The organism is Selenomonas ruminantium subsp. ruminantium ATCC 12561, from assembly GCF_000424065.1.
Taxonomy (GTDB): Bacteria; Bacillota; Negativicutes; order Selenomonadales; family Selenomonadaceae; genus Selenomonas_A; species Selenomonas_A ruminantium.
In genome coordinates this window covers 15,105-32,064 of record NZ_AUJE01000029.1, presented here as the reverse complement: position 1 = coordinate 32,064, position 16,960 = coordinate 15,105, and the positions used below count along the sequence as shown (strand labels likewise).

Here is a 16,960-nt window from a genome sequence, read left to right as displayed (position 1 = left end):
CATTCCCTCACTTTACCATTTCCGCAAAATCAACCACCTTATCGGCAAGGCCAAAGGCCACCGCCTCATCCGCCGAAAAGAAAGTATCCGTCTTAGTCACTTCATACAATTTTTCCAAAGGCTGCCCCGTATGCTTTGCCAGGATGGCAACCATTTCTTCCTTCGTCTTCATCATGCTTTCCGCAATGGTCTGGATTGAACTGGTTTTCCCTCCCACCCCTGTGGAAATCAGCGGCTCGTGAATCATTACCTTGCTATGCGGCAGAATATACCGGCCATGCTGACCGCAACAGAGCAGAACCGCTGCCATGCTGTAGGCCTTGCCCGTGCAGTACACCTGAATCGGTGCTGGGCACGCTTGCAGAATATCATAGATGACCATCCCTGCGTCGATTGCCCCGCCGCAGGAATTGATGTACATCCGGATTGGCTCCGTGGAATCCTCATGCGCCAGATACGTTACCTGTTTCACCACATTCATGGCAAGCTCATCATTTATTTCCCCGCTGATGTAGATAGCGCGGTGGGCATTCAGCAAAGCATCCACTGGAACCACCTGATACCCATTTACACTTTTGATTATTGTCTGCATAGACATTACCCCCTGCAAAATAAAACTTATGAAATTCCTTTTTCGTTACTGTTTGTTTCACCTTAGCTTAACTTTCGTAATTTTGCAAGGGGTTTTTTATTTTTTTTTTTATATTTTTTTTCCTAACTTGATAAAATTTGTTTGTTTAAGCTGCGCTGTTAGGTTATAATCAAACTTAAATAAAAGTATAGGAGGCGTATCAACTTGGATTATCCCCCCAAGGCTCAGGGAATTTCCATCAACGACCTGATGGAGCGCCTGAAACTGAGCCGCAATTACATCATCCGTAACATAACCCACTGTGTGGAACATATAGAAGAAGCCCCGTCCAAGGGAGCGCGTGTAATATACAACGGATACCAGCTTCGGAAATATCTGGTGCAGAAAAGCACATTCACCCGCCAGACCCGCAGGATAAACCTTGAACATGAACTTCAGAACTACATAAAGGAACACCCCAACGATTACCGCATAAAGAGTCATGACTTCGAGGAACAGTTCATCGGAAAAATCCCGGACTGGACCAAGGCAAAACGCAGTGAACTGCCATGCATCCCATTGAAGTCCACAGACTTCTGGGATTTCCCCCTGATATTCCCCAAGGAATATACCCAGGGAGATGACTCACCCGAAGCCACTACCAAAACCGCAGAAATCTGCTACCGTGACATGTTCAAGGCAGGTGCCATAAAAATTCAGCTCGGCAGGCAGAAAACCATGTTCTTCATCCCCAATGAACATAAGGTGGACGTCCCGCCACTGAACCAACTTTCCAGGACCAAATACGATGACAGACATTTCTTCCTCGTTCCTGCTGACTGGAAACCCTTTTACGAAGGCCACACAGTGCAGGCTGCCCCCAGCAGCACCCTGGCCAAGATAGAGATAACAATAAAAGCCGACTCATCCGAAATCAGCCAATCACTGTTGGAAAGCACCCTGCGCAAGGGATTCCAGCTTGACCATATTCTCAGCCACGAAAAGGACCTGGATAACAGGCACATGATAATAACCTATCAGGCCAGCGTAAAGAAAGACCCTCCCAAGGAACTGCCGGCCGGCCAACAGGAAAACGATGAGTCAGCATCCTTTAACCGAGAATATGAGCAGTCACTAGAAGCCCTGTACGAAATGGAGCATAACGAATGAGTATTCTCACCAAAATGCCCCCACAAGTTTTTAGCACTGACAATGAAGAATTCGAGTTCCGCAAAATCCACGGGGTTGCCACCTGGGCTGTGCCGAACAAGCCCAGCGCGGGACTTTGGACCTCCAGCGTCCTCAATGACTCCCCTTTCCTTTCCGCGTGGCAGGAATGGTGCGCAAACAATGACTATCACTGCGGAATCCATCATTTCACTCTGATTCCCAAAACAAATCTCAAAGTCTTTGAACCTGACAATCTTTCCGATTTGCGCACCATCGAACCGGAACTTCCCATCCTCCCCCCTTCCATTGACTTTGCCTGGTATTTCCATGAAGGATATGATGCGTTTCATGTATCCGACCGAATCCTGAATATGCCGGCTGATGATATTCATCCGTTTCACGGCTGGGACTGCGAAAGCACCGTCTGGTTCAATTACAATTGGATTGACCGCGTCGATAAAATCTCATAAATAAAAGAGAGGCAACAGGCCGCCTTTCCCACCTCTTCGATGCCATCCCTGCTCAGCTAAACAGGAATGCTTCCCGCTATACCGTATCCAACGTCATCCCTGCTCTGAGACCGGGCAGTTCGCTGAATCTCATTGCCGAACTACTAGATTCCAGAACAGCCTTGGCAGCTTATCACACCAGCCAGCCTTCGGCTGATATGGCCTCATACAAAGACCTGACAAAATTCAAGCTTTTCCTCTCCGATACCGGCCTTTTCACCACACTAATGTTCAAGAACAAGGCCTTTACCGAAAACGACATCTGCCTATTGCCCATTTATATGTCCCCCTTCATTTGACAGACAACAAGGAGCATACAGATACATGAAAGATTATGAGCAACAGGACTGCCAGCTTTTCAATACGGGCAGATTCAACGATATCCTCTATGCCTATTTTGTCATGGCTGCCAGACAGGCCAAGACACCTAATGAGGATGTAATCCCGTTATTGGCCGCTCTGGAGGATGTGCTGCACACCATGTCAGCAGAAGAGGCATTGGAGCGATTTAGAGGCGGCATCCAGTAATGTTCCAATATGCAAAAAAGCTAGTCATAAATCAGACTTATTCCTGATTTATGGCTGGCTCTTTTTTCGCCATCAGTATTTCATGCTAGCTTGAAAGCAAGGCCATCACTTGATGCACCGCATATTACGTTCGCAACAGCACACATATGGTCATTTTTTCTCAATCGACAAGATTTCATAATCACCATTTTTCATTGCCTCACGAATTTCTGCATCTGAAACCTCTCGAATCATAGACAAGTGTGCCTCGTTACGATGTAGATTTACCACTGCTGCAGCTCCTTCGATGGAGTTTAGCATTTCTTCCACCCTGATTTTACAATGGCCACAGGTCATTCCTTTGACTTTTATGACTTTTTCCCCGATGATGGTTCCGGTCAATTTCTTGGGTGGCAGAGCTGCAATATCACCACCACCACAGCAGCTACCTTCACCCTGCCAATGTTTTATAACGCCTTTCAGCGCAAAGCCTAAAGCGATCAATAATGCCAAACCTACTAATAACGTAGCACCATTCATTTTTTATACCCCCAATGAGTTTTATTATCAATATTATTTATATACGGTGAACTCATATTTGTCAAGATTTCAGCTAACGTTTCCATCACACACAAATGAGGCTGTTGCTCAAGTGATATCACTTATGCAATAGCCCCTGCGTTATATTCGGTTGATTTACTTCTGCATCAAGAAGTTTAACATCTGAGTGTCAACCATGCCAGAGACCTGTTGTTCTTCCAAGTTATCAGGCAGGGATTGCTCCGTTCTTGTGCTGAGAATGGTAGGTATTTTCTCCGGTTGCGGAGAATGTGTCTTGGTTTGGGAAACAATCTTATCTTTCTCGTACACAGTAATCAGTACAGAGCCATCGGACATGACGCGAGTCACTGTGGTGGTATCCTCACCCGGCTTTTCCCCAGTGTCGGTAATGGCTCCCCCGTTTTCCAACTGCCGTAGCATGCTACTGAACTTTTCTTTGGCTTGCAAGGTATTGTCTTTGTTGCCAGCTACCTTCCCTTTGTCGAACCAGGCAGTTATTCCCTGCAGCGATTTGATTTCCATGGAATCACCTCCAACATAACTATCTCTACTATCTATATCGTTGGAATATGGGGATTTATAAGAGGATATTTCGCTCCTAGATTTCCATAGTCATTTCTAAAAAACTTCTCCACTATGACCTTCCAATCTCCGTATAAATCATGCCATGCTTGCCACGTTCTGATCTCATTAAGGAAATGTGTTCTATAACCATCTTGCCCTGCGGCGGTTCGACCTGAGGCAAAACAGTCTTGCCACGATAGATTGCCTTGCGAACTACCGTAATATGCGGGAAGAACCGCTTGCGATCATAGGGAATTTTATGCTCAGCCAGAGCCCTGCGCAGCCTCCTGACATAATTATCTAGGCTGGTGTTCTGTTCTATTCCAGCCCAATATACATCGCCGAAACTCCCCATACCGTTGAGTTTCATGGTCATAGGCTCAAACGGAACGGTCTCTATAACATCCATGACTTCATCTGGTGCCCCGTAATCTCCGATAAAAGCAAGCGTTAAATGCAGATTTTCCCGGACGGCAAAATATCCTTCCACACCAGAAGCTTTTAGTCGCGACTGAAAAGCCTCCAAAGCATTTATCATTGGTTCCGTAAATTGAATGCTGATAAAAAGCCTCATGGATTTTCCACCACCTTATCTGTAATGGGCTCTACGTATACAGCGGGATCACATTGATTACCGGCTCTTCATAAGGATGAACCTCGCGGATTGCGTTTAATGTCTCCTGAAGCGCCTCCTTCCGGATGTTGACCTCCACTTTAATTTCCGGAGCTTCGCTGATTTCATTGCATGTTCCAATATAGGGCTGACTTCCCTTCAAAGGGCGCCAGGTTCCCGTCACGCGGCTGTATGCCAGACAGCTGTCATAGTTTCCAATCTTCCCTGCCCCGATTGATTGCAAGGCCAGCCGCAGCTTAGAAAGATGTGTTTCCGGTATGAAAATCTCCAGCTTTAGCTTTGATACGTTCATGATTACTCCTGTACTGGCAGCCCAAATTCCTGTCTAAGTGCCCGATAACGTGCTAGTTCCTTGTCTTTAACCGGTTTTGCCAGATTGTTGAAGGTATGATGCATGACATCTGCATCCTTCAGTACTTCATCAAAGGGCTCATCTTTCAGCAGTTTGTCGTCATGATGGTATATAGCCGAGCAAATCTGATCAATTTCCTTTGGAGTTGCCAAGGCATTTCTCAACAGGATTTCTCTTGCCAGGTCTGCGCCTCTATGTGCATGGTCATCATAAGTTCCACTTACATAAGCCGCGATGTCATGCAACATAGCAGCCATGCTGGCAAGTTCTGAATCCTCACCACGCATTTCCGCGATCACCGTGGCAGCGAGTGAAACGCCATATAGATGCGCATAGGCCTTTTCCAGCTTTTCTGCATCCGTTATGCTCTCACGCAATTTGTCGCCAACTACTTTTCTAAGGTCTTTTAATCTGCTCATTTTATCCCCCTAGGATTTCTGCTCCTGTACTTATTCTTGACCGTTTGTCAGCACTCAATCCCTTTACGCGCCTCGACACCTTTTGCATAGTAGTGCTTAACTTCCTTCATGTCAGTCACAAGGTCAGCACGCTCAATCAGCCAATCAGGAGCTCCTCTTCCGGTCAGCACCATTTCCGTATGCTTTGGCACCATTTCCAGCAGTTCCTCAACAACGTTTCTTTCTATCAGTCCAAAATGCAGCACTACGTTGAGTTCATCCAGAATTACCAACCAATATTTTCCTGAAGACACTGCTCTTCTCACTTCATCAAAACCTGTATTTATAAGTTCAATGTAGTCCTGTGGAGGCTTTCCCTTAGGAAATATCACGACAGTATCCCCATATTTATCCTGTAACTCATTGCTTAAGGTTCCTTCTTCTGCAATGAAAAACGGCTTACCACTGGTTCTTAATGTAAGCTCAGGCGCAAATCCCTGCAGTACCTTCTGCTCACTATAGCAAAGGCTTTTCATGAACTGCATGACATAGACTTTCTTGCCAGCCCCTAATGCCCTAATGGCCAGTCCAATAGCCGCTGTAGTCTTTCCTTTGCCATTTCCTGTATAGACCTGAAGCATTAAGCTGCCCCCCTCATTAGCGCTGCTGCCTATATTTTCTTATCCCTTTTAACAATTCCGTGTCAACGACCAATCTCCTTCTTACTTGCAGCTGAATATTCCACTACATCCGCATCACGCCATCGCTGACACTATACAGCATCCCCCTACGTTTTCACCGCCAGCCCAGGATGTTAATAATTAACATCCGCCCCTGCCTTTTTATGCTAAGTTCAATGTCTATGTTAAGGCTATTGCTGCATGAAAAATATTTTTTAAACAACTATTGACATTGCAAACTAACAAGGATATGATTACTATGAGGTAGAATATTCTATCTCATAGTAATCATACATATTTTATTATTGGGTTATCCTAGGAGGGTAAGAAGATGAGGAAAGTGGTTATCGTATTGATGGCGGCTTTGTTTGTCTGTGTAGGGAGCGTTAGCGAGGCCGCCGAAGTAGATCATCGCTCTTGGACGGTAGTCCATGTTTCCTACGAAGTTCAAGAAGGTGACACTCTTCAGAGTGTTGCCGAAACCTACTTACAGAAGAATACCTACGGAAAACGTGATATTAACGAATTCCGTGAGGGTATCAGGGAGCTCAATGACTGGCTCTTGACCAGGGATATGCAGAAGGGCGACGTTCTTCGCATCAACTACTGGGAAAAGGTCAGTAAGTAAGAAGCGGGGCCGCTTGAGATTTCAGGCGGCTCTATTATTTTACCTCTTTTAAGGCCTCCCATTTCTTACATAAGAAAAGCCCCCTAATAGGGTGAAAGCTTCTTGCTGATTATGCTAAAACGTTGCCAGCCCTCTCACATATTCCTGTGAAAACTCAAAAATCCCTTTGAGTTTCAGCATATCTTCCATTGTCGAATACTTCTCGCTCAGGAGTTCTCCCCATATCATATTGATTTTCGACTGAAACACATACAGCGGATGTTCGTGATCACTAATGCCACGCTTTTCTAATTCCCGGTCAATATCTGCCAACAGACCAGCAAATACCTCTCTAAAGATTTCTTTGTATTCTGTTACATCATAATTCATATATACATCACCTTGGGTAAAATATAAACTTTTCATTAATACCTGTCAATAGTAGCCATATCATTACGCAAATCATCTTTTTCAGCTTCACTGAGCCACATCCAATCGTCTGGCTCGTCTGGTTTTGACCTTGCCACAAGCTGGGCTTCTTTAGCTCCGCCGGAAAGTGCTTTGCTGATGAGGTCTGCATCACGGGATGGCGTAGGTAAGTTGCCACCACCTCCTCCGCTGCTAGAGGATTGGGCAGATGGCGCAACACGGAATTTATTGCCCTGTTCTAGTGGTGCCCTTGCCTCAACTCGCTGAGATTGGTATTTTGTCTGTACGATGGAATCTTTGAGTGCTCTGTGCTTGGCACTTAACATATTGTACTCTTTGGCTATTGGCGCATTTTTGCGAAGTATGCCTGCTGCTATGGCTTCTATTTTTGACCGGCCTACCGCTGTGCTGCACCGTGCTTCTAATTCCTGCTCACGGCGGTCAATTTCCTGCCATGCGCTATTTCGGTCTTCCGGGGAGAGTTTATCTTCCCGTTTTTTTAGTTCACGTTTATCAGCGCGAAGCTGTTTGAACGCCCCCTTCACATAGTTATTTTTGGCCATTTCGATGGCTCTAGGATAGCTGATTACCCGTTTTCGCATGTGGTAAAGCTCTTTGGCCAGCCGTTTTTCAGCTGTTTCCTGCCTTGCAATATTCGCATTGAGGATGCTGGCCACTTCCTCAGCTGAATACTCCCGGTTCTTTTGATGGACGGCAAAATAGTCCTTGATATGCTTGTCCAAAGACTTGAGTTTACTGTCCATATTCCGCTGCAATTTCCTGATTTCAGTCTTGGCCAAGCGGTTGTCATTCACATAAAAGGCAGCTCGCTTCAAAATACTGGCCTTGTTGTGGGGCAGATTCAACCTCTCGAATACCGGACGTATTTCGGCAGCTGCCTGATGGATTTTGAGGTTAATCTTGTCCAGCTCCTTGTCGATTTCCGGGCAAATCTTAAGGTATGCTTCCAAGGCTTCCACATCGTCCCCCGGCGGCTCACCCATGCGATTTTTGAGGATTTCCCATTCCTTTTTCTCTCTGCCGTAGCTTTTCAAATCCTGCCATAGTTCCTTTTCCTCGGTAGTCATGGCATCAAGTGAGGCCATTTCCACCGCCTTAGGTGCCCAGAGAGTGATGCCGTAAACGGCCACCATGTCCTTCTCCATTTCTTGGATTTTCTGCTTTTCCTCCGTGAAGTATGCCCGTTCATCCGCATCTTCAATGTCTGGTTCATAGGCAAAGATTGAATCCTGCCGCTGCTTCAGGTCTTGGGATTTTTCCTCCATGGTGTCTTTATCAATGCCATCTTGAATCATCAGCCGGGCTATGAGGTCTTTTTCCCGCTGGTGATTGACTGCTCTTAGGCACTTTTGATTCTTCACCACTTGGCTATCGGCTTTCATCAACTCCACGGGGCCGACATACTTTTCCGGCATTTTATTAAGCAGGTCTGCCAAAAAGTAGTTGCCATTCGCCAATGCCTCTTCGCGCTGCGCCTTTAGTGTCCTATGGTCAACCTTCAAATTTACGCCGTTTCGCTCTAATGCCTCATTCTGCATCAGAGCACAGTCCTTCCTAAGCTTCAACAGATACTTCTGGCGGTCAGCAGAAATCCACTTCCACGATTTTCTGCAGCCGCCTTTTTCTGGTGCCTTGGAATTTGCCCGACTAAAGAAAAGTTTCGGTGGACGTTCATGGTGTCGTTCCACTTCATCTATTTCCCGTGTCGAAAACATAATGTGAACATGAGGCTGCCGTTCGCCGTTGCTCATGGCTCCGACCTTATCATGGATGGCGTAGGCATAGTAGAAATCCTGCAAATGCTTCTGCACGAATGCCTCCACAATCTTTTTGTTTTCCTCCAGCCCCAACTCATTGGGCAAGGAAAAGACAATTTCCTTATACCGTTCTCCGTTACCTCGCTCATATCGGTCTGCCGCCTGAAAGAACTTCTTGGCGTTTCCTTCTGCCCAGCGAGGCAAGTGATTTGCCGTATAGAGGCAGCCGCCTCTTTTCTTGAAAATGGATTCACGGGTGATGTACTGCACATGGCTGGATGCGTAAACGGCATCATTGCATTTCTGGAAGTTCACCATGATGTCATTTACGGTTTTGTCTATTGCTCTTCGTCTTGCCCGTAGGCTATACCATCGCAGATGCGCAGTGGATTCTCGGCATTTGTTGAGCAGGTGATGATTCTCATCACGAGACAGTAACAGCTGGCTTCTTCCTTCTGGGCGTACCATATGGCATTGGGGCAATTTAGGCAAGCTGAATCCTCTTTGGGCCAAAGCTTCGAGGGTATCGAGTTTAGCGTGAGGCTCTGGGAAATCCCTTTTACCTCTGCCTCGTCCTGTCTGTTTTCTGGGGTCAGCAATTCTTCTCCGGATGTATTTTCCCCCTGCTGCTCTAAAATCTCGTTCTCCATTTTCGTAATCCTCCTTCATGATGGCCATGACCTTATTCTGATATTCATCGCTCCAAGTCACCGGCACTTCCAGCTTGACCGCCGTGGCCATGGCTTTACTTACAAAGCGGCTTCTTCCTTTCAGTTCCAGTTCGTCCCCGTAGATTTTCCGGGCTATCTCTATGCCCATAGCTATGGTTTCTTCGCTGAGGGTAGATTGGCGCATAAAGCGAACACCAGTTTTATCTACAAGGATTTTCCCGTAAGGGCTGCTATATAGCAGCAACTCGCTTTCCGGCAAATTCTCTATGGGGTACTTGCCGGTAATCAAATTATTATAGGACAGGCTTTCCAGTTCTTCCTGCCCCAAGTCGGCAAATCTCCCCTCGCGCTGGATGTACTCACAGTGCGTATGCGCACTTGTCTGTTTGCCATTGGGGCGTTTATCCGTCTTTAGGTCAAAATAGTAATTTGGCATGGTCTTCTCCTTCAGCCAACGGCAGTTCAATGAGCGGCAGCGAATGGCAAAAGGGCAGCTTTAAGGAGCTGTCCCGTCCCAGTATTGAGGGAAGTCCCTTTCCTCGATACCAGTAATTTGAGTTTCTCCAAATGAGAAACTCCTAGATGCACATGTAACCCCATCTTAACGGGGTGCTGCTGACGTATGTTGGCATTATAGCACCTTTCCTTACCAAAATGTGCTTAGGTTCGAATATTGGCGAGGATTCAGAACCCCCTATATTTTTTCACCCTATGAAGATTTTTGCGTTGAGTAAAATATTGTATAGTTTTTGGACCCCCAATCATATTTATAATGTGGGTATCTCTTCGGAAGGAAGGTGTTACCCATAACAAGGTTGGAGCAACGCACTAAAGGCCTTGCCGCTGTCAATCGGCAGATTGAAGTAATGGAGGCAAAGCAGAAAGCCTTAGAAAGAGAAATCTACCAAGATAGCCAGACAGTGAAAAAGTACCAGCATGTACTGAAGATTTACAAGGCTGGCATGATTTTCGAGAAAGCAGGTATCTTGGATTGTTATGACCATGACAGGGTTCTGCAAATCTTGCAGGATTACAAAAGGGAGGCAGATTTATGATGAACATTAGCCATCAGGAAGTAGAAAGCATTTACTAGATTGTCAGTGGTAACGGGGAAAAGAAAGTCGAGCAGTTGGCCAAGAAGAAAGAGCAGCTGGAAGCAGTGGAAAAGGATTTGGACAAACTCCGTGACCGCCGCAATAAGCTAAAAGCGGAAATCAAGACTTTAGAATATAGCCTGAACGCCAGCAAACACTCCAATATGGTTGGTGAATTAAAGAGCTACGGTATTGACCTTGAGGATAAGGAAACCATGCAAGCAGCCCTCCGGCTCATTATCGAGAACATGGGCAAGGAGAAAAAGCCAGAAATGGAAAAATCCACTGTTCCTTCATCCAGTGATGGAGCCGAAGCAAAAATTGCTGCATCTGCCAGCAAAGTCAGTTTTTAAGGAGAGGAAATTATGCGTTTATTCATAGCCGAAAAGCCCAGCCTTGCCGAGGCCATTGCCAAGGGGCTGGGCAGCGCGGACAAACAAAGGTTTTGCTTTGTCTGTGGAAATGATGTTGTTACATGGTGCTTCGGGCATATCTTAGAGCAATTTGCGCCACAGGAGTATGACGAGAAATACAAATCTTGGGATATTGCGCTGCTGCCCATTATCCCGAAAAAATGGCAGATGAAGGTTAAGGCAACTGCCAAAGAGCAATTCAAGGCCGTGAAGGATTTAGACCTGAAGGCCGATACCATTGTCAACGCCGGTGACCCGGACAGAGAAGGACAGTTACTCGTGGATGAGGTGCTGAACTATATCGGTGTTCTCGGCAAAAAGCCTATTCAGCGCATCCTTGTCAATGCTCTGGATGAAAAATCTGTCCATGATGCCTTGGCCGATTTACGGGATAACCGGGAATTTATCGGCCTCCGCAATTCAGCCCTTGCCCGTTCCCGGGCTGACTGGATTATTGGCATGAACATGACTCGTGCCTGCACCAAACATGCCGAAAAGGCTGGTTATAGCAGCGTGGTCAGCGTTGGCCGGGTACAGACACCAACTTTAGGTCTGGTGGTGCGCCGGGAAAAAGAAATTCAGGATTTTCACCCAGTGAACTATTTTCAGGTCAGCGCTACTTGGCAGCATGAGCAAGGGGAAATCCGTTCCCACTGGCAGATGCCGGAGGATATGGAAGGGCTGGATGCCGAAGGCAGACTTTTGGAAAAAGCACGGGCAGAAGCCATAGCAGCCAAGATTCAGGGACAAACAGGGGTTATACGTAAAGTTGAGCAAAAGGAAGGTCAGGCTCAATCGCCACTACCTTATTCTTTGTCTGCTCTGCAAATTGCGGCAGGAAAAAAATACGGCTATTCTCCCCAACAAGTCTTGGACACCCAGCAGGAATTATATGAAAAGAAACTAACAACATATCCTCGTTCCGACTGCGATTACCTGCCCACCAACCAGCTGGCCGATGTGCCGCAAATTATCGAAAACCTTTCCTCTTTATCTGAAGAATTTGCGACTTTGACCCAAAGTGCCGATACCGCACTCCGCAGCAAGGCATGGAACGACAAGAAGATTTCTGCCCATCACGCCATTGTGCCGACAACAGTAAAAGCCAATATGGCTGAACTGACGGATATGCAGCGGAACCTTTACAGCATGGTGGCCAAAGCCTACCTCGCCCAGTTCTACCCAGCCCAAAAATTCCTTACTACTCATATCGAGATTGAAGCTGCAGGGGAAACCTTTGTTGCCAATGGCAAGGTCATTCTCTCCCAAGGCTGGAAAGTGCTCTATCAAGGCGAGCCAACAGACAAGGACGGCGAAAATGAGGAACAAGCCCAGCTTCCGGCAGTGCAGAACGGGGATGGCGTGACCAATCTGCAAGCAGAGTTAATCACAAAGGTCACCAAGCCTCCTAAGCGTTTTACCACATCCACCCTGCTGGCGGCTATGAAGAATATCGACAGCTACGTCAAGGATAAATCCCTAAAGCCCATCTTGAAGGACTGCTCCGGCATCGGCACCGAAGCCACTCGAGCAGGAGAAATTAAACTTCTGCAGGAACGCAACTATCTGAAGCTGGATAAGAAAAACCTTGTGCCCACGGAAAAGGCTATGATGATAATCGAGCTGCTGCCGGACAGCATTACCTACCCGGATATTACAGCCCTTTGGGAGAAAAACTTAGAGACCATCAGCAACCGGGAAATGTCCGTGCAGGATTTCTTCTCCCAGCAGAAAACCTACATCAAGCGGCTTCTTGATGATGCCATTCATAAGGAAATCGAACCACCGAAGGATATTCCCAAATGTCCCCAGTGCGGCAGACCGCTGAAACTCATCACCTCCAAAAAGAACGGAAAAAAATATTGGATTTGCACCGACCCGGAAAGGGAATGCAAATCCATCTTCAGCGATAAACGAGGCAAGCCTAACTTCAATCCGGCTCCCGCCAAGAAAAAGACCGGCAGTTACGGTAAGAAAAACTTCCATCGAAAGGCAGGATAATTTATGAACATTGTAATTCTTAGTGGCCGTGTAGCCACGGACATTGACAGCCGTGTTACCAAAGATGGCAGACTGTTTTCTCACTTTAATCTCGCCACCCCGACAGGATTCAAGCGAAATAAGGACGGTAAGATTCCGGCAGAATTTCACCGTATCAACGCATGGGGAAAAATTGCCGAGAACTGCCGGGACTATCTTGTAAAAGGCCGTCAATTAAATATCCGAGGCCACCTTTCCAATAATACCTACACTACATCGGATGGCAAACATCTAAAATTCAGTGAAGTAACTGCTGACAAAGTAGAATTTGTTGACATGCCCAGGTCTTCAAAAAATAGCAATATCCCGACTACCAATATAAAAGATACTGCCATTCCCTTGGATGAAAGCAATGCCTCCGTAGGTGTGCCCACTTTACAGGACATGAGTATTCCTGCCAGTGATTTTGGCCCAGAAATTCCATTTTGATTGTTTGGAAAAGCAGGAAAATCCGCTTTTAGGTGGAAATTACATATTTTAGATGGAATCAAAAATAAATAATCCAATTTTAGGAGGAATCATCATGGCAAGAACAGCAAATTATGAACAGAAAATTGAAAACATCACAGCCAAAATTGAAAAAAAATCCGAAGAAATCAAGGCTCTGAAAGCTCAATTAGCAGACCTTGAAGCCAAGAAAACCAGAACGGATTTTAAGGTGCTCAATGAGTATCTTGTAAATAAAGGCATTGCTCCTGAAGAGGCTCTTGGCAAACTCAAGGAAGTTTATGGCGAGTAATACTCACCTGCCATGAAAAGAAAAGGGGGTGTGAAATAACACATCCCTTTTTGTATGCAAGGGGAGGGACAGCAGCGTTCTTCAATAACAGTAAATTGACATGTTGATTATTACATATTATAATAAGAGATTGTAATTGACGGGTCAATTACAGAGAGGAGCGACATCATTTTGACAAAAGAAAAATTATGGACACGGAATTTCGGTGCGTTAATTGCGGCTAATGGCCTGTTGTTTGCCAGTTTTCATTTTTTGCTGCCGACGATTACCCTGTATGCGGCAAGTCTCGGGGCTACAGGAATGCAAATGGGGTTAATTGGCGGTATTTTTGGTTATTCAGCGATTTTTATCCGCTTGTTTACGGACACGGGAGTGCGGGCTTTTGGTAAAAAAATTTGCTTGTATGCTGGTCTCGTCCTTTGTGTTTTTGCAACGCTTGGCTATATGCTGTTTGCCAACATCCATGCCTTGGTGTTTGCCCGGGTAATCCATGGTTTTGGCTTTGGCCTGGCTACGACTTTTGCGGCGGCGCTGGCGGCCGATGTGATTCCTGCTTCCCGCCGGGGCGAGGGGATCGGTTATTTCGGTTTGGGAAGTACTGTCGCTATGGCTATGGCTCCAGCTTTAGGATTGTGGCTTTTGTCTGAGGGGGCAGTAAATCTTTTCTTATCGTCGATAACTGCTGCCCTGCTGGCCCTGTTCTTTGCCTATATCTGCCGGGGGAAAAAGCATGTATCAGAACTTCCTGAATTTTCGCCTATCAAGTCTTCCATCCGCAACCGCTTGTGTGAACGCAATACCGGGGGACCGGCACTACTGACCATTTTGTTTGGTGCTGGCTACGGCAGCGTCAATACCTTCATTGCCATGCTGGCAGCGGAAAAGGGGATTGAGGGAGCTGGCCTTTTCTTTGTAATCGGTACATTATTCATCTTTATTTCCCGTCCCTTCGGCGGCAGGTTACTGGATCGTTATGGGGCCTTTGCAGTGGTTCTCCCTGGGGCAGTTTCGTACTTGGCGGCCTTGGGGCTTTTGCTTTGGGCTCCGTCGTTGGGCTGGATGCTGACAGCATCGGCTTTTTATGGCTTAGGCGCTGGTGCCCTTTTACCGGCACTTTTGACATGGATGCTCAATCAGGTGCGGCCGGACCGACACAGTGCAGCCAGTGCCACGTTCTACAATATGCTGGATATTGGCACGAGTACCGGTATTTTGGTGCTGGGAACTGTAGCTGGGGAAATTGGTTTTACCGGAATGTTTGGCTGGATTGCCGCTATAATGGGCTTGTTTTTGTTGCTGGCAGTTATTCAGTATCGCAGCAAGGATGATGCAACAGTTGTGTTGGATGAAATCCAAGACGCCGATTGATAAAATAAAAAATGTGCTGTAGATAAATTGCTTTCGCATTTCATCACAGCACATTTTTCGTTTTTTGAAAATTATTTTATAAAGCAGGAATAATGGTTTGCGGGCTATGGGTTCCAGTTATGAAGATAGTTCACTTTGTGGCAGTTGGTGTTCTGGTTATGTTTTTAGGCTTCGGAACAGTATCTGAAGCGTATTCTGTTCCTGATGTAGATAGGCCCCTCATTTTTATCTTTTCCTCTGTTCTTTATATCCCCCAGTTCAAAAAGTGTGTATTGATTTTGAAATAATTTTTGTAATGCTTGACATTATCAATCGTAAGTATAGACAAAGGTAAACAAAGTCAACTAAATACAAAAGAAAGGGGTTGTCAAAAATGATGGACAAGAAAGAACTGGAGTTTATGGAACTGGACAATGTGTCTGGTGGCAGCTGGTGGGATAACCGCCTTTGTTATTAGGGATGTGTTATTTCACAGCCCCTTTTTCTTTAAAAATTCTAATGTTAAGCTGGAGTGTAAAAAAATACCCATGCAATGCTTGTATAGCAATGAATTAGTGGTTCTCCAACGTTGCTGTATTCATCAGGTCTGTGGTATTCTACACTATCACGTAAGACAGGGAACTTCTGGCAATCCGCTTCTAGGCAGGTCAATACATCATCAAAGGTGCGAATGCTTCGTGTAGGTCAGCCACAAGGCTTTTTATTTCCTCGCTGTCATTTTCTACGAATACCATGCCTGACTTACTTGCCAGCGACCTATCGACCAGATATCGTGTCACAGTTCCAACTGCTGTGATATCCAGAAGTTCCGCTAGTATGGGCACATCTTCTTCATGTTTGTCTATATAATCCTGTGCGGCTTCGATAATACCTTTTTCTTTGTCTACTATGATTTCCTGCGGCAGGAGCATATTCCCGGCCAGTTTCCCCTGTTTGATGTAAATGGTGAAATACTGACCACCGCAGGAGCGTTCTACGTCTACATCTGTAACTACGGTTTTCATTGGCGATACCTCTTATCTGACCGCTGCCGCTGTCTTGGTGGTCGTATGTTCCTTACAGAATTCGGATGCCAGAACGTTATCTTTGAGCTTTTTGGTATATTCCTGCTTGTCCCCTTCCAACACAGCCATTCTGGGGCTTAACTTGAAGAGGGTTATGGTGGCCCGGTCAATGTCGGTCTTATCTACATATCCGTTTTTCTCGCAGCTCTTATGGGCAATTTCTTCTAAAAAAGCCTCGTCTGCTTTTTCCCATCCAGCCTGATCCGCAGAGCGGAGGCTGGAAAGACTGTATTTCTGGGCATTATTGAAGATAAACTTGTTATAATCGTCCTCCACCGTACCGGAATTCGAGAAATTTACCGGGGAACCGGCAAAATAAGCCTCGTTGAAGCTCTTTTGGTAAGCATCGTGCTTATCTGCGCCTATGGCCTCTCGGTCTGCAGCAATGGTCTTTTCGATTTTTTCATTGGAAACCGGGGTCATAAGCTCCATATCCTTGAAAGGCTTGACGTTAAGTTCCTGAAAACCTACGCTGTCTACATAAAAGTAACGTTCATTGACCTGTACTACATCACTCATAGACAGGGAAGACATCACCTGCCCGGAAGGTCTGTTATCTGCGTTGTGCTCGGTGTAGATGTGTTCGAGAATGGACGATATATTCTCTCCCTTGGCTTCATAGGCTTCCTGCCATTTCTGCTCGTAGGCCTTGAAATCCAAGGGATTTTTGGCATTATGGGTCTTGCTGGCTTCTTTCCAGCTGTCAAAGTGCCAATCATGGCCTTCTCCTAGCTGATGGATAGCCACATAGAGCTTAGTGGCAGGTTTGCTGACTTCCTCTGCGCTTTTTGCCTGAAGCTTTTCCTTCATC

At 46.1% G+C, this 16,960-nt stretch carries 22 protein-coding genes; 10 read left to right on the top strand and 12 right to left on the bottom strand.

Features of this window, described 5'->3' with window-relative positions; all coding sequences use genetic code 11:
- Window positions 1-7 precede the first annotated feature (7 nt).
- A complete protein-coding gene (locus G598_RS0111195; protein WP_051180253.1) occupies window positions 8-592 on the bottom strand; it encodes a ClpP family protease in 585 nt (194 codons plus the stop codon).
- Window positions 593-796: 204 nt separating this feature from the next.
- Between G598_RS0111195 and G598_RS0111190 the strand changes: the two genes are divergently transcribed.
- Window positions 797-1,741: a hypothetical protein gene (locus G598_RS0111190; RefSeq protein WP_026767046.1), complete on the top strand. Its 945-nt coding sequence runs from the start codon at window positions 797-799 to the stop codon at window positions 1,739-1,741.
- Entirely contained in the window at window positions 1,738-2,211 is a 474-nt protein-coding gene (locus G598_RS0111185) for a hypothetical protein (RefSeq protein WP_026767045.1), read from the top strand. Before G598_RS0111190 ends, G598_RS0111185 begins: the two co-directional genes overlap by 4 nt.
- A 172-nt stretch (window positions 2,212-2,383) precedes the next feature.
- Here G598_RS0111185 and G598_RS19795 read toward each other — a convergent pair whose 3' ends face one another.
- A complete protein-coding gene (locus G598_RS19795; protein WP_157833331.1) occupies window positions 2,384-2,527 on the bottom strand; it encodes a hypothetical protein in 144 nt (47 codons plus the stop codon).
- Window positions 2,528-2,574: 47 nt separating this feature from the next.
- Between G598_RS19795 and G598_RS0111175 the strand changes: the two genes are divergently transcribed.
- Entirely contained in the window at window positions 2,575-2,778 is a 204-nt protein-coding gene (locus G598_RS0111175) for a hypothetical protein (protein WP_026767044.1), read from the top strand.
- Between the two features lie 150 nt (window positions 2,779-2,928).
- Here G598_RS0111175 and G598_RS0111170 read toward each other — a convergent pair whose 3' ends face one another.
- The 6 genes from G598_RS0111170 to G598_RS0111145 form a co-directional block, all read right to left on the bottom strand.
- A complete protein-coding gene (locus G598_RS0111170) occupies window positions 2,929-3,297 on the bottom strand; it encodes a heavy-metal-associated domain-containing protein (RefSeq protein WP_026767043.1) in 369 nt (122 codons plus the stop codon).
- A 156-nt stretch (window positions 3,298-3,453) separates the two neighbouring features.
- Entirely contained in the window at window positions 3,454-3,840 is a 387-nt protein-coding gene (locus G598_RS17820) for a hypothetical protein (protein ID WP_051180250.1), read from the bottom strand.
- A 112-nt stretch (window positions 3,841-3,952) separates the two neighbouring features.
- On the bottom strand, window positions 3,953-4,456 hold the full coding sequence (thpR, locus tag G598_RS0111160; protein WP_026767042.1) for an RNA 2',3'-cyclic phosphodiesterase: 504 nt from the start codon (window positions 4,454-4,456) through the stop codon (window positions 3,953-3,955).
- A gap of 31 nt (window positions 4,457-4,487) precedes the next feature.
- A complete protein-coding gene (locus tag G598_RS0111155; protein WP_026767041.1) occupies window positions 4,488-4,808 on the bottom strand; it encodes a YqfO family protein in 321 nt (106 codons plus the stop codon).
- Between the two features lie 2 nt (window positions 4,809-4,810).
- Entirely contained in the window at window positions 4,811-5,287 is a 477-nt protein-coding gene (locus G598_RS0111150) for an HD domain-containing protein (RefSeq protein WP_026767040.1), read from the bottom strand.
- 47 nt (window positions 5,288-5,334) lie between these two features.
- On the bottom strand, window positions 5,335-5,907 hold the full coding sequence (locus G598_RS0111145) for a cob(I)yrinic acid a,c-diamide adenosyltransferase (protein WP_026767039.1): 573 nt from the start codon (window positions 5,905-5,907) through the stop codon (window positions 5,335-5,337).
- Window positions 5,908-6,277: 370 nt separating this feature from the next.
- Between G598_RS0111145 and G598_RS0111140 the strand changes: the two genes are divergently transcribed.
- The gene (locus G598_RS0111140) at window positions 6,278-6,574 is read left to right on the top strand and encodes a LysM peptidoglycan-binding domain-containing protein (protein WP_014431056.1); all 297 of its coding nucleotides are present in this window, start codon (window positions 6,278-6,280) and stop codon (window positions 6,572-6,574) included.
- A gap of 114 nt (window positions 6,575-6,688) precedes the next feature.
- Here the strand turns inward: G598_RS0111140 and G598_RS0111135 are convergent, their stop codons facing one another.
- Together G598_RS0111135 and G598_RS18695 are read right to left on the bottom strand one after the other, a co-directional pair.
- Window positions 6,689-6,943 carry a hypothetical protein gene (locus G598_RS0111135; protein WP_026767038.1) on the bottom strand — a complete coding sequence of 85 codons (255 nt, stop codon included), beginning with the start codon at window positions 6,941-6,943 and terminating at the stop codon, window positions 6,689-6,691.
- A gap of 35 nt (window positions 6,944-6,978) precedes the next feature.
- Window positions 6,979-9,867 carry a MobA/MobL family protein gene (locus G598_RS18695; protein ID WP_051180248.1) on the bottom strand — a complete coding sequence of 963 codons (2,889 nt, stop codon included), beginning with the start codon at window positions 9,865-9,867 and terminating at the stop codon, window positions 6,979-6,981.
- Between the two features lie 379 nt (window positions 9,868-10,246).
- Between G598_RS18695 and G598_RS0111120 the strand changes: the two genes are divergently transcribed.
- From G598_RS0111120 to G598_RS0111095, 6 genes are all read left to right on the top strand, one after another.
- The gene (locus tag G598_RS0111120; protein ID WP_026767037.1) at window positions 10,247-10,486 is read left to right on the top strand and encodes a hypothetical protein; all 240 of its coding nucleotides are present in this window, start codon (window positions 10,247-10,249) and stop codon (window positions 10,484-10,486) included.
- Window positions 10,487-10,560: 74 nt separating this feature from the next.
- Window positions 10,561-10,878: a hypothetical protein gene (locus G598_RS0111115; RefSeq protein ID WP_026767036.1), complete on the top strand. Its 318-nt coding sequence runs from the start codon at window positions 10,561-10,563 to the stop codon at window positions 10,876-10,878.
- A 12-nt stretch (window positions 10,879-10,890) separates the two neighbouring features.
- The gene (locus G598_RS17810; RefSeq protein ID WP_071837973.1) at window positions 10,891-12,939 is read left to right on the top strand and encodes a DNA topoisomerase III; all 2,049 of its coding nucleotides are present in this window, start codon (window positions 10,891-10,893) and stop codon (window positions 12,937-12,939) included.
- A 3-nt stretch (window positions 12,940-12,942) separates the two neighbouring features.
- Entirely contained in the window at window positions 12,943-13,407 is a 465-nt protein-coding gene (locus tag G598_RS17805; RefSeq protein ID WP_051180245.1) for a single-stranded DNA-binding protein, read from the top strand.
- A 94-nt stretch (window positions 13,408-13,501) separates the two neighbouring features.
- A complete protein-coding gene (locus G598_RS0111100; protein WP_026767035.1) occupies window positions 13,502-13,717 on the top strand; it encodes a protein kinase in 216 nt (71 codons plus the stop codon).
- Between the two features lie 171 nt (window positions 13,718-13,888).
- Window positions 13,889-15,085: an MFS transporter gene (locus G598_RS0111095; protein ID WP_026767034.1), complete on the top strand. Its 1,197-nt coding sequence runs from the start codon at window positions 13,889-13,891 to the stop codon at window positions 15,083-15,085.
- Between the two features lie 647 nt (window positions 15,086-15,732).
- Here the strand turns inward: G598_RS0111095 and G598_RS0111080 are convergent.
- Both G598_RS0111080 and G598_RS20365 read right to left on the bottom strand, forming a co-directional pair.
- Window positions 15,733-16,089 carry a hypothetical protein gene (locus G598_RS0111080; protein WP_026767032.1) on the bottom strand — a complete coding sequence of 119 codons (357 nt, stop codon included), beginning with the start codon at window positions 16,087-16,089 and terminating at the stop codon, window positions 15,733-15,735.
- A gap of 12 nt (window positions 16,090-16,101) precedes the next feature.
- Entirely contained in the window at window positions 16,102-16,959 is an 858-nt protein-coding gene (locus G598_RS20365) for a YodL domain-containing protein (RefSeq protein WP_272867107.1), read from the bottom strand.
- Window position 16,960: the final 1 nt, after the last annotated feature.

Coding starts and splice junctions, on each gene's coding strand:
- G598_RS0111195 (WP_051180253.1), bottom strand. CDS start 592: ATGCAGACAATAATCAAAAGTGTAAATGGGTATCAGGTGGTTCCAGTG.
- G598_RS0111185 (WP_026767045.1), top strand. CDS start 1,738: ATGAGTATTCTCACCAAAATGCCCCCACAAGTTTTTAGCACTGACAAT.
- G598_RS19795 (WP_157833331.1), bottom strand. CDS start 2,527: ATGGGCAATAGGCAGATGTCGTTTTCGGTAAAGGCCTTGTTCTTGAAC.
- G598_RS0111175 (WP_026767044.1), top strand. CDS start 2,575: ATGAAAGATTATGAGCAACAGGACTGCCAGCTTTTCAATACGGGCAGA.
- G598_RS0111170 (WP_026767043.1), bottom strand. CDS start 3,297: ATGAATGGTGCTACGTTATTAGTAGGTTTGGCATTATTGATCGCTTTA.
- G598_RS17820 (WP_051180250.1), bottom strand. CDS start 3,840: ATGGAAATCAAATCGCTGCAGGGAATAACTGCCTGGTTCGACAAAGGG.
- thpR (WP_026767042.1), bottom strand. CDS start 4,456: ATGAGGCTTTTTATCAGCATTCAATTTACGGAACCAATGATAAATGCT.
- G598_RS0111155 (WP_026767041.1), bottom strand. CDS start 4,808: ATGAACGTATCAAAGCTAAAGCTGGAGATTTTCATACCGGAAACACAT.
- G598_RS0111150 (WP_026767040.1), bottom strand. CDS start 5,287: ATGAGCAGATTAAAAGACCTTAGAAAAGTAGTTGGCGACAAATTGCGT.
- G598_RS0111145 (WP_026767039.1), bottom strand. CDS start 5,907: ATGCTTCAGGTCTATACAGGAAATGGCAAAGGAAAGACTACAGCGGCT.
- G598_RS0111140 (WP_014431056.1), top strand. CDS start 6,278: ATGAGGAAAGTGGTTATCGTATTGATGGCGGCTTTGTTTGTCTGTGTA.
- G598_RS0111135 (WP_026767038.1), bottom strand. CDS start 6,943: ATGAATTATGATGTAACAGAATACAAAGAAATCTTTAGAGAGGTATTT.
- G598_RS18695 (WP_051180248.1), bottom strand. CDS start 9,867: ATGCCAAATTACTATTTTGACCTAAAGACGGATAAACGCCCCAATGGC.
- G598_RS17810 (WP_071837973.1), top strand. CDS start 10,891: ATGCGTTTATTCATAGCCGAAAAGCCCAGCCTTGCCGAGGCCATTGCC.
- G598_RS17805 (WP_051180245.1), top strand. CDS start 12,943: ATGAACATTGTAATTCTTAGTGGCCGTGTAGCCACGGACATTGACAGC.
- G598_RS0111100 (WP_026767035.1), top strand. CDS start 13,502: ATGGCAAGAACAGCAAATTATGAACAGAAAATTGAAAACATCACAGCC.
- G598_RS0111080 (WP_026767032.1), bottom strand. CDS start 16,089: ATGAAAACCGTAGTTACAGATGTAGACGTAGAACGCTCCTGCGGTGGT.
- G598_RS20365 (WP_272867107.1), bottom strand. CDS start 16,959: ATGAAGGAAAAGCTTCAGGCAAAAAGCGCAGAGGAAGTCAGCAAACCT.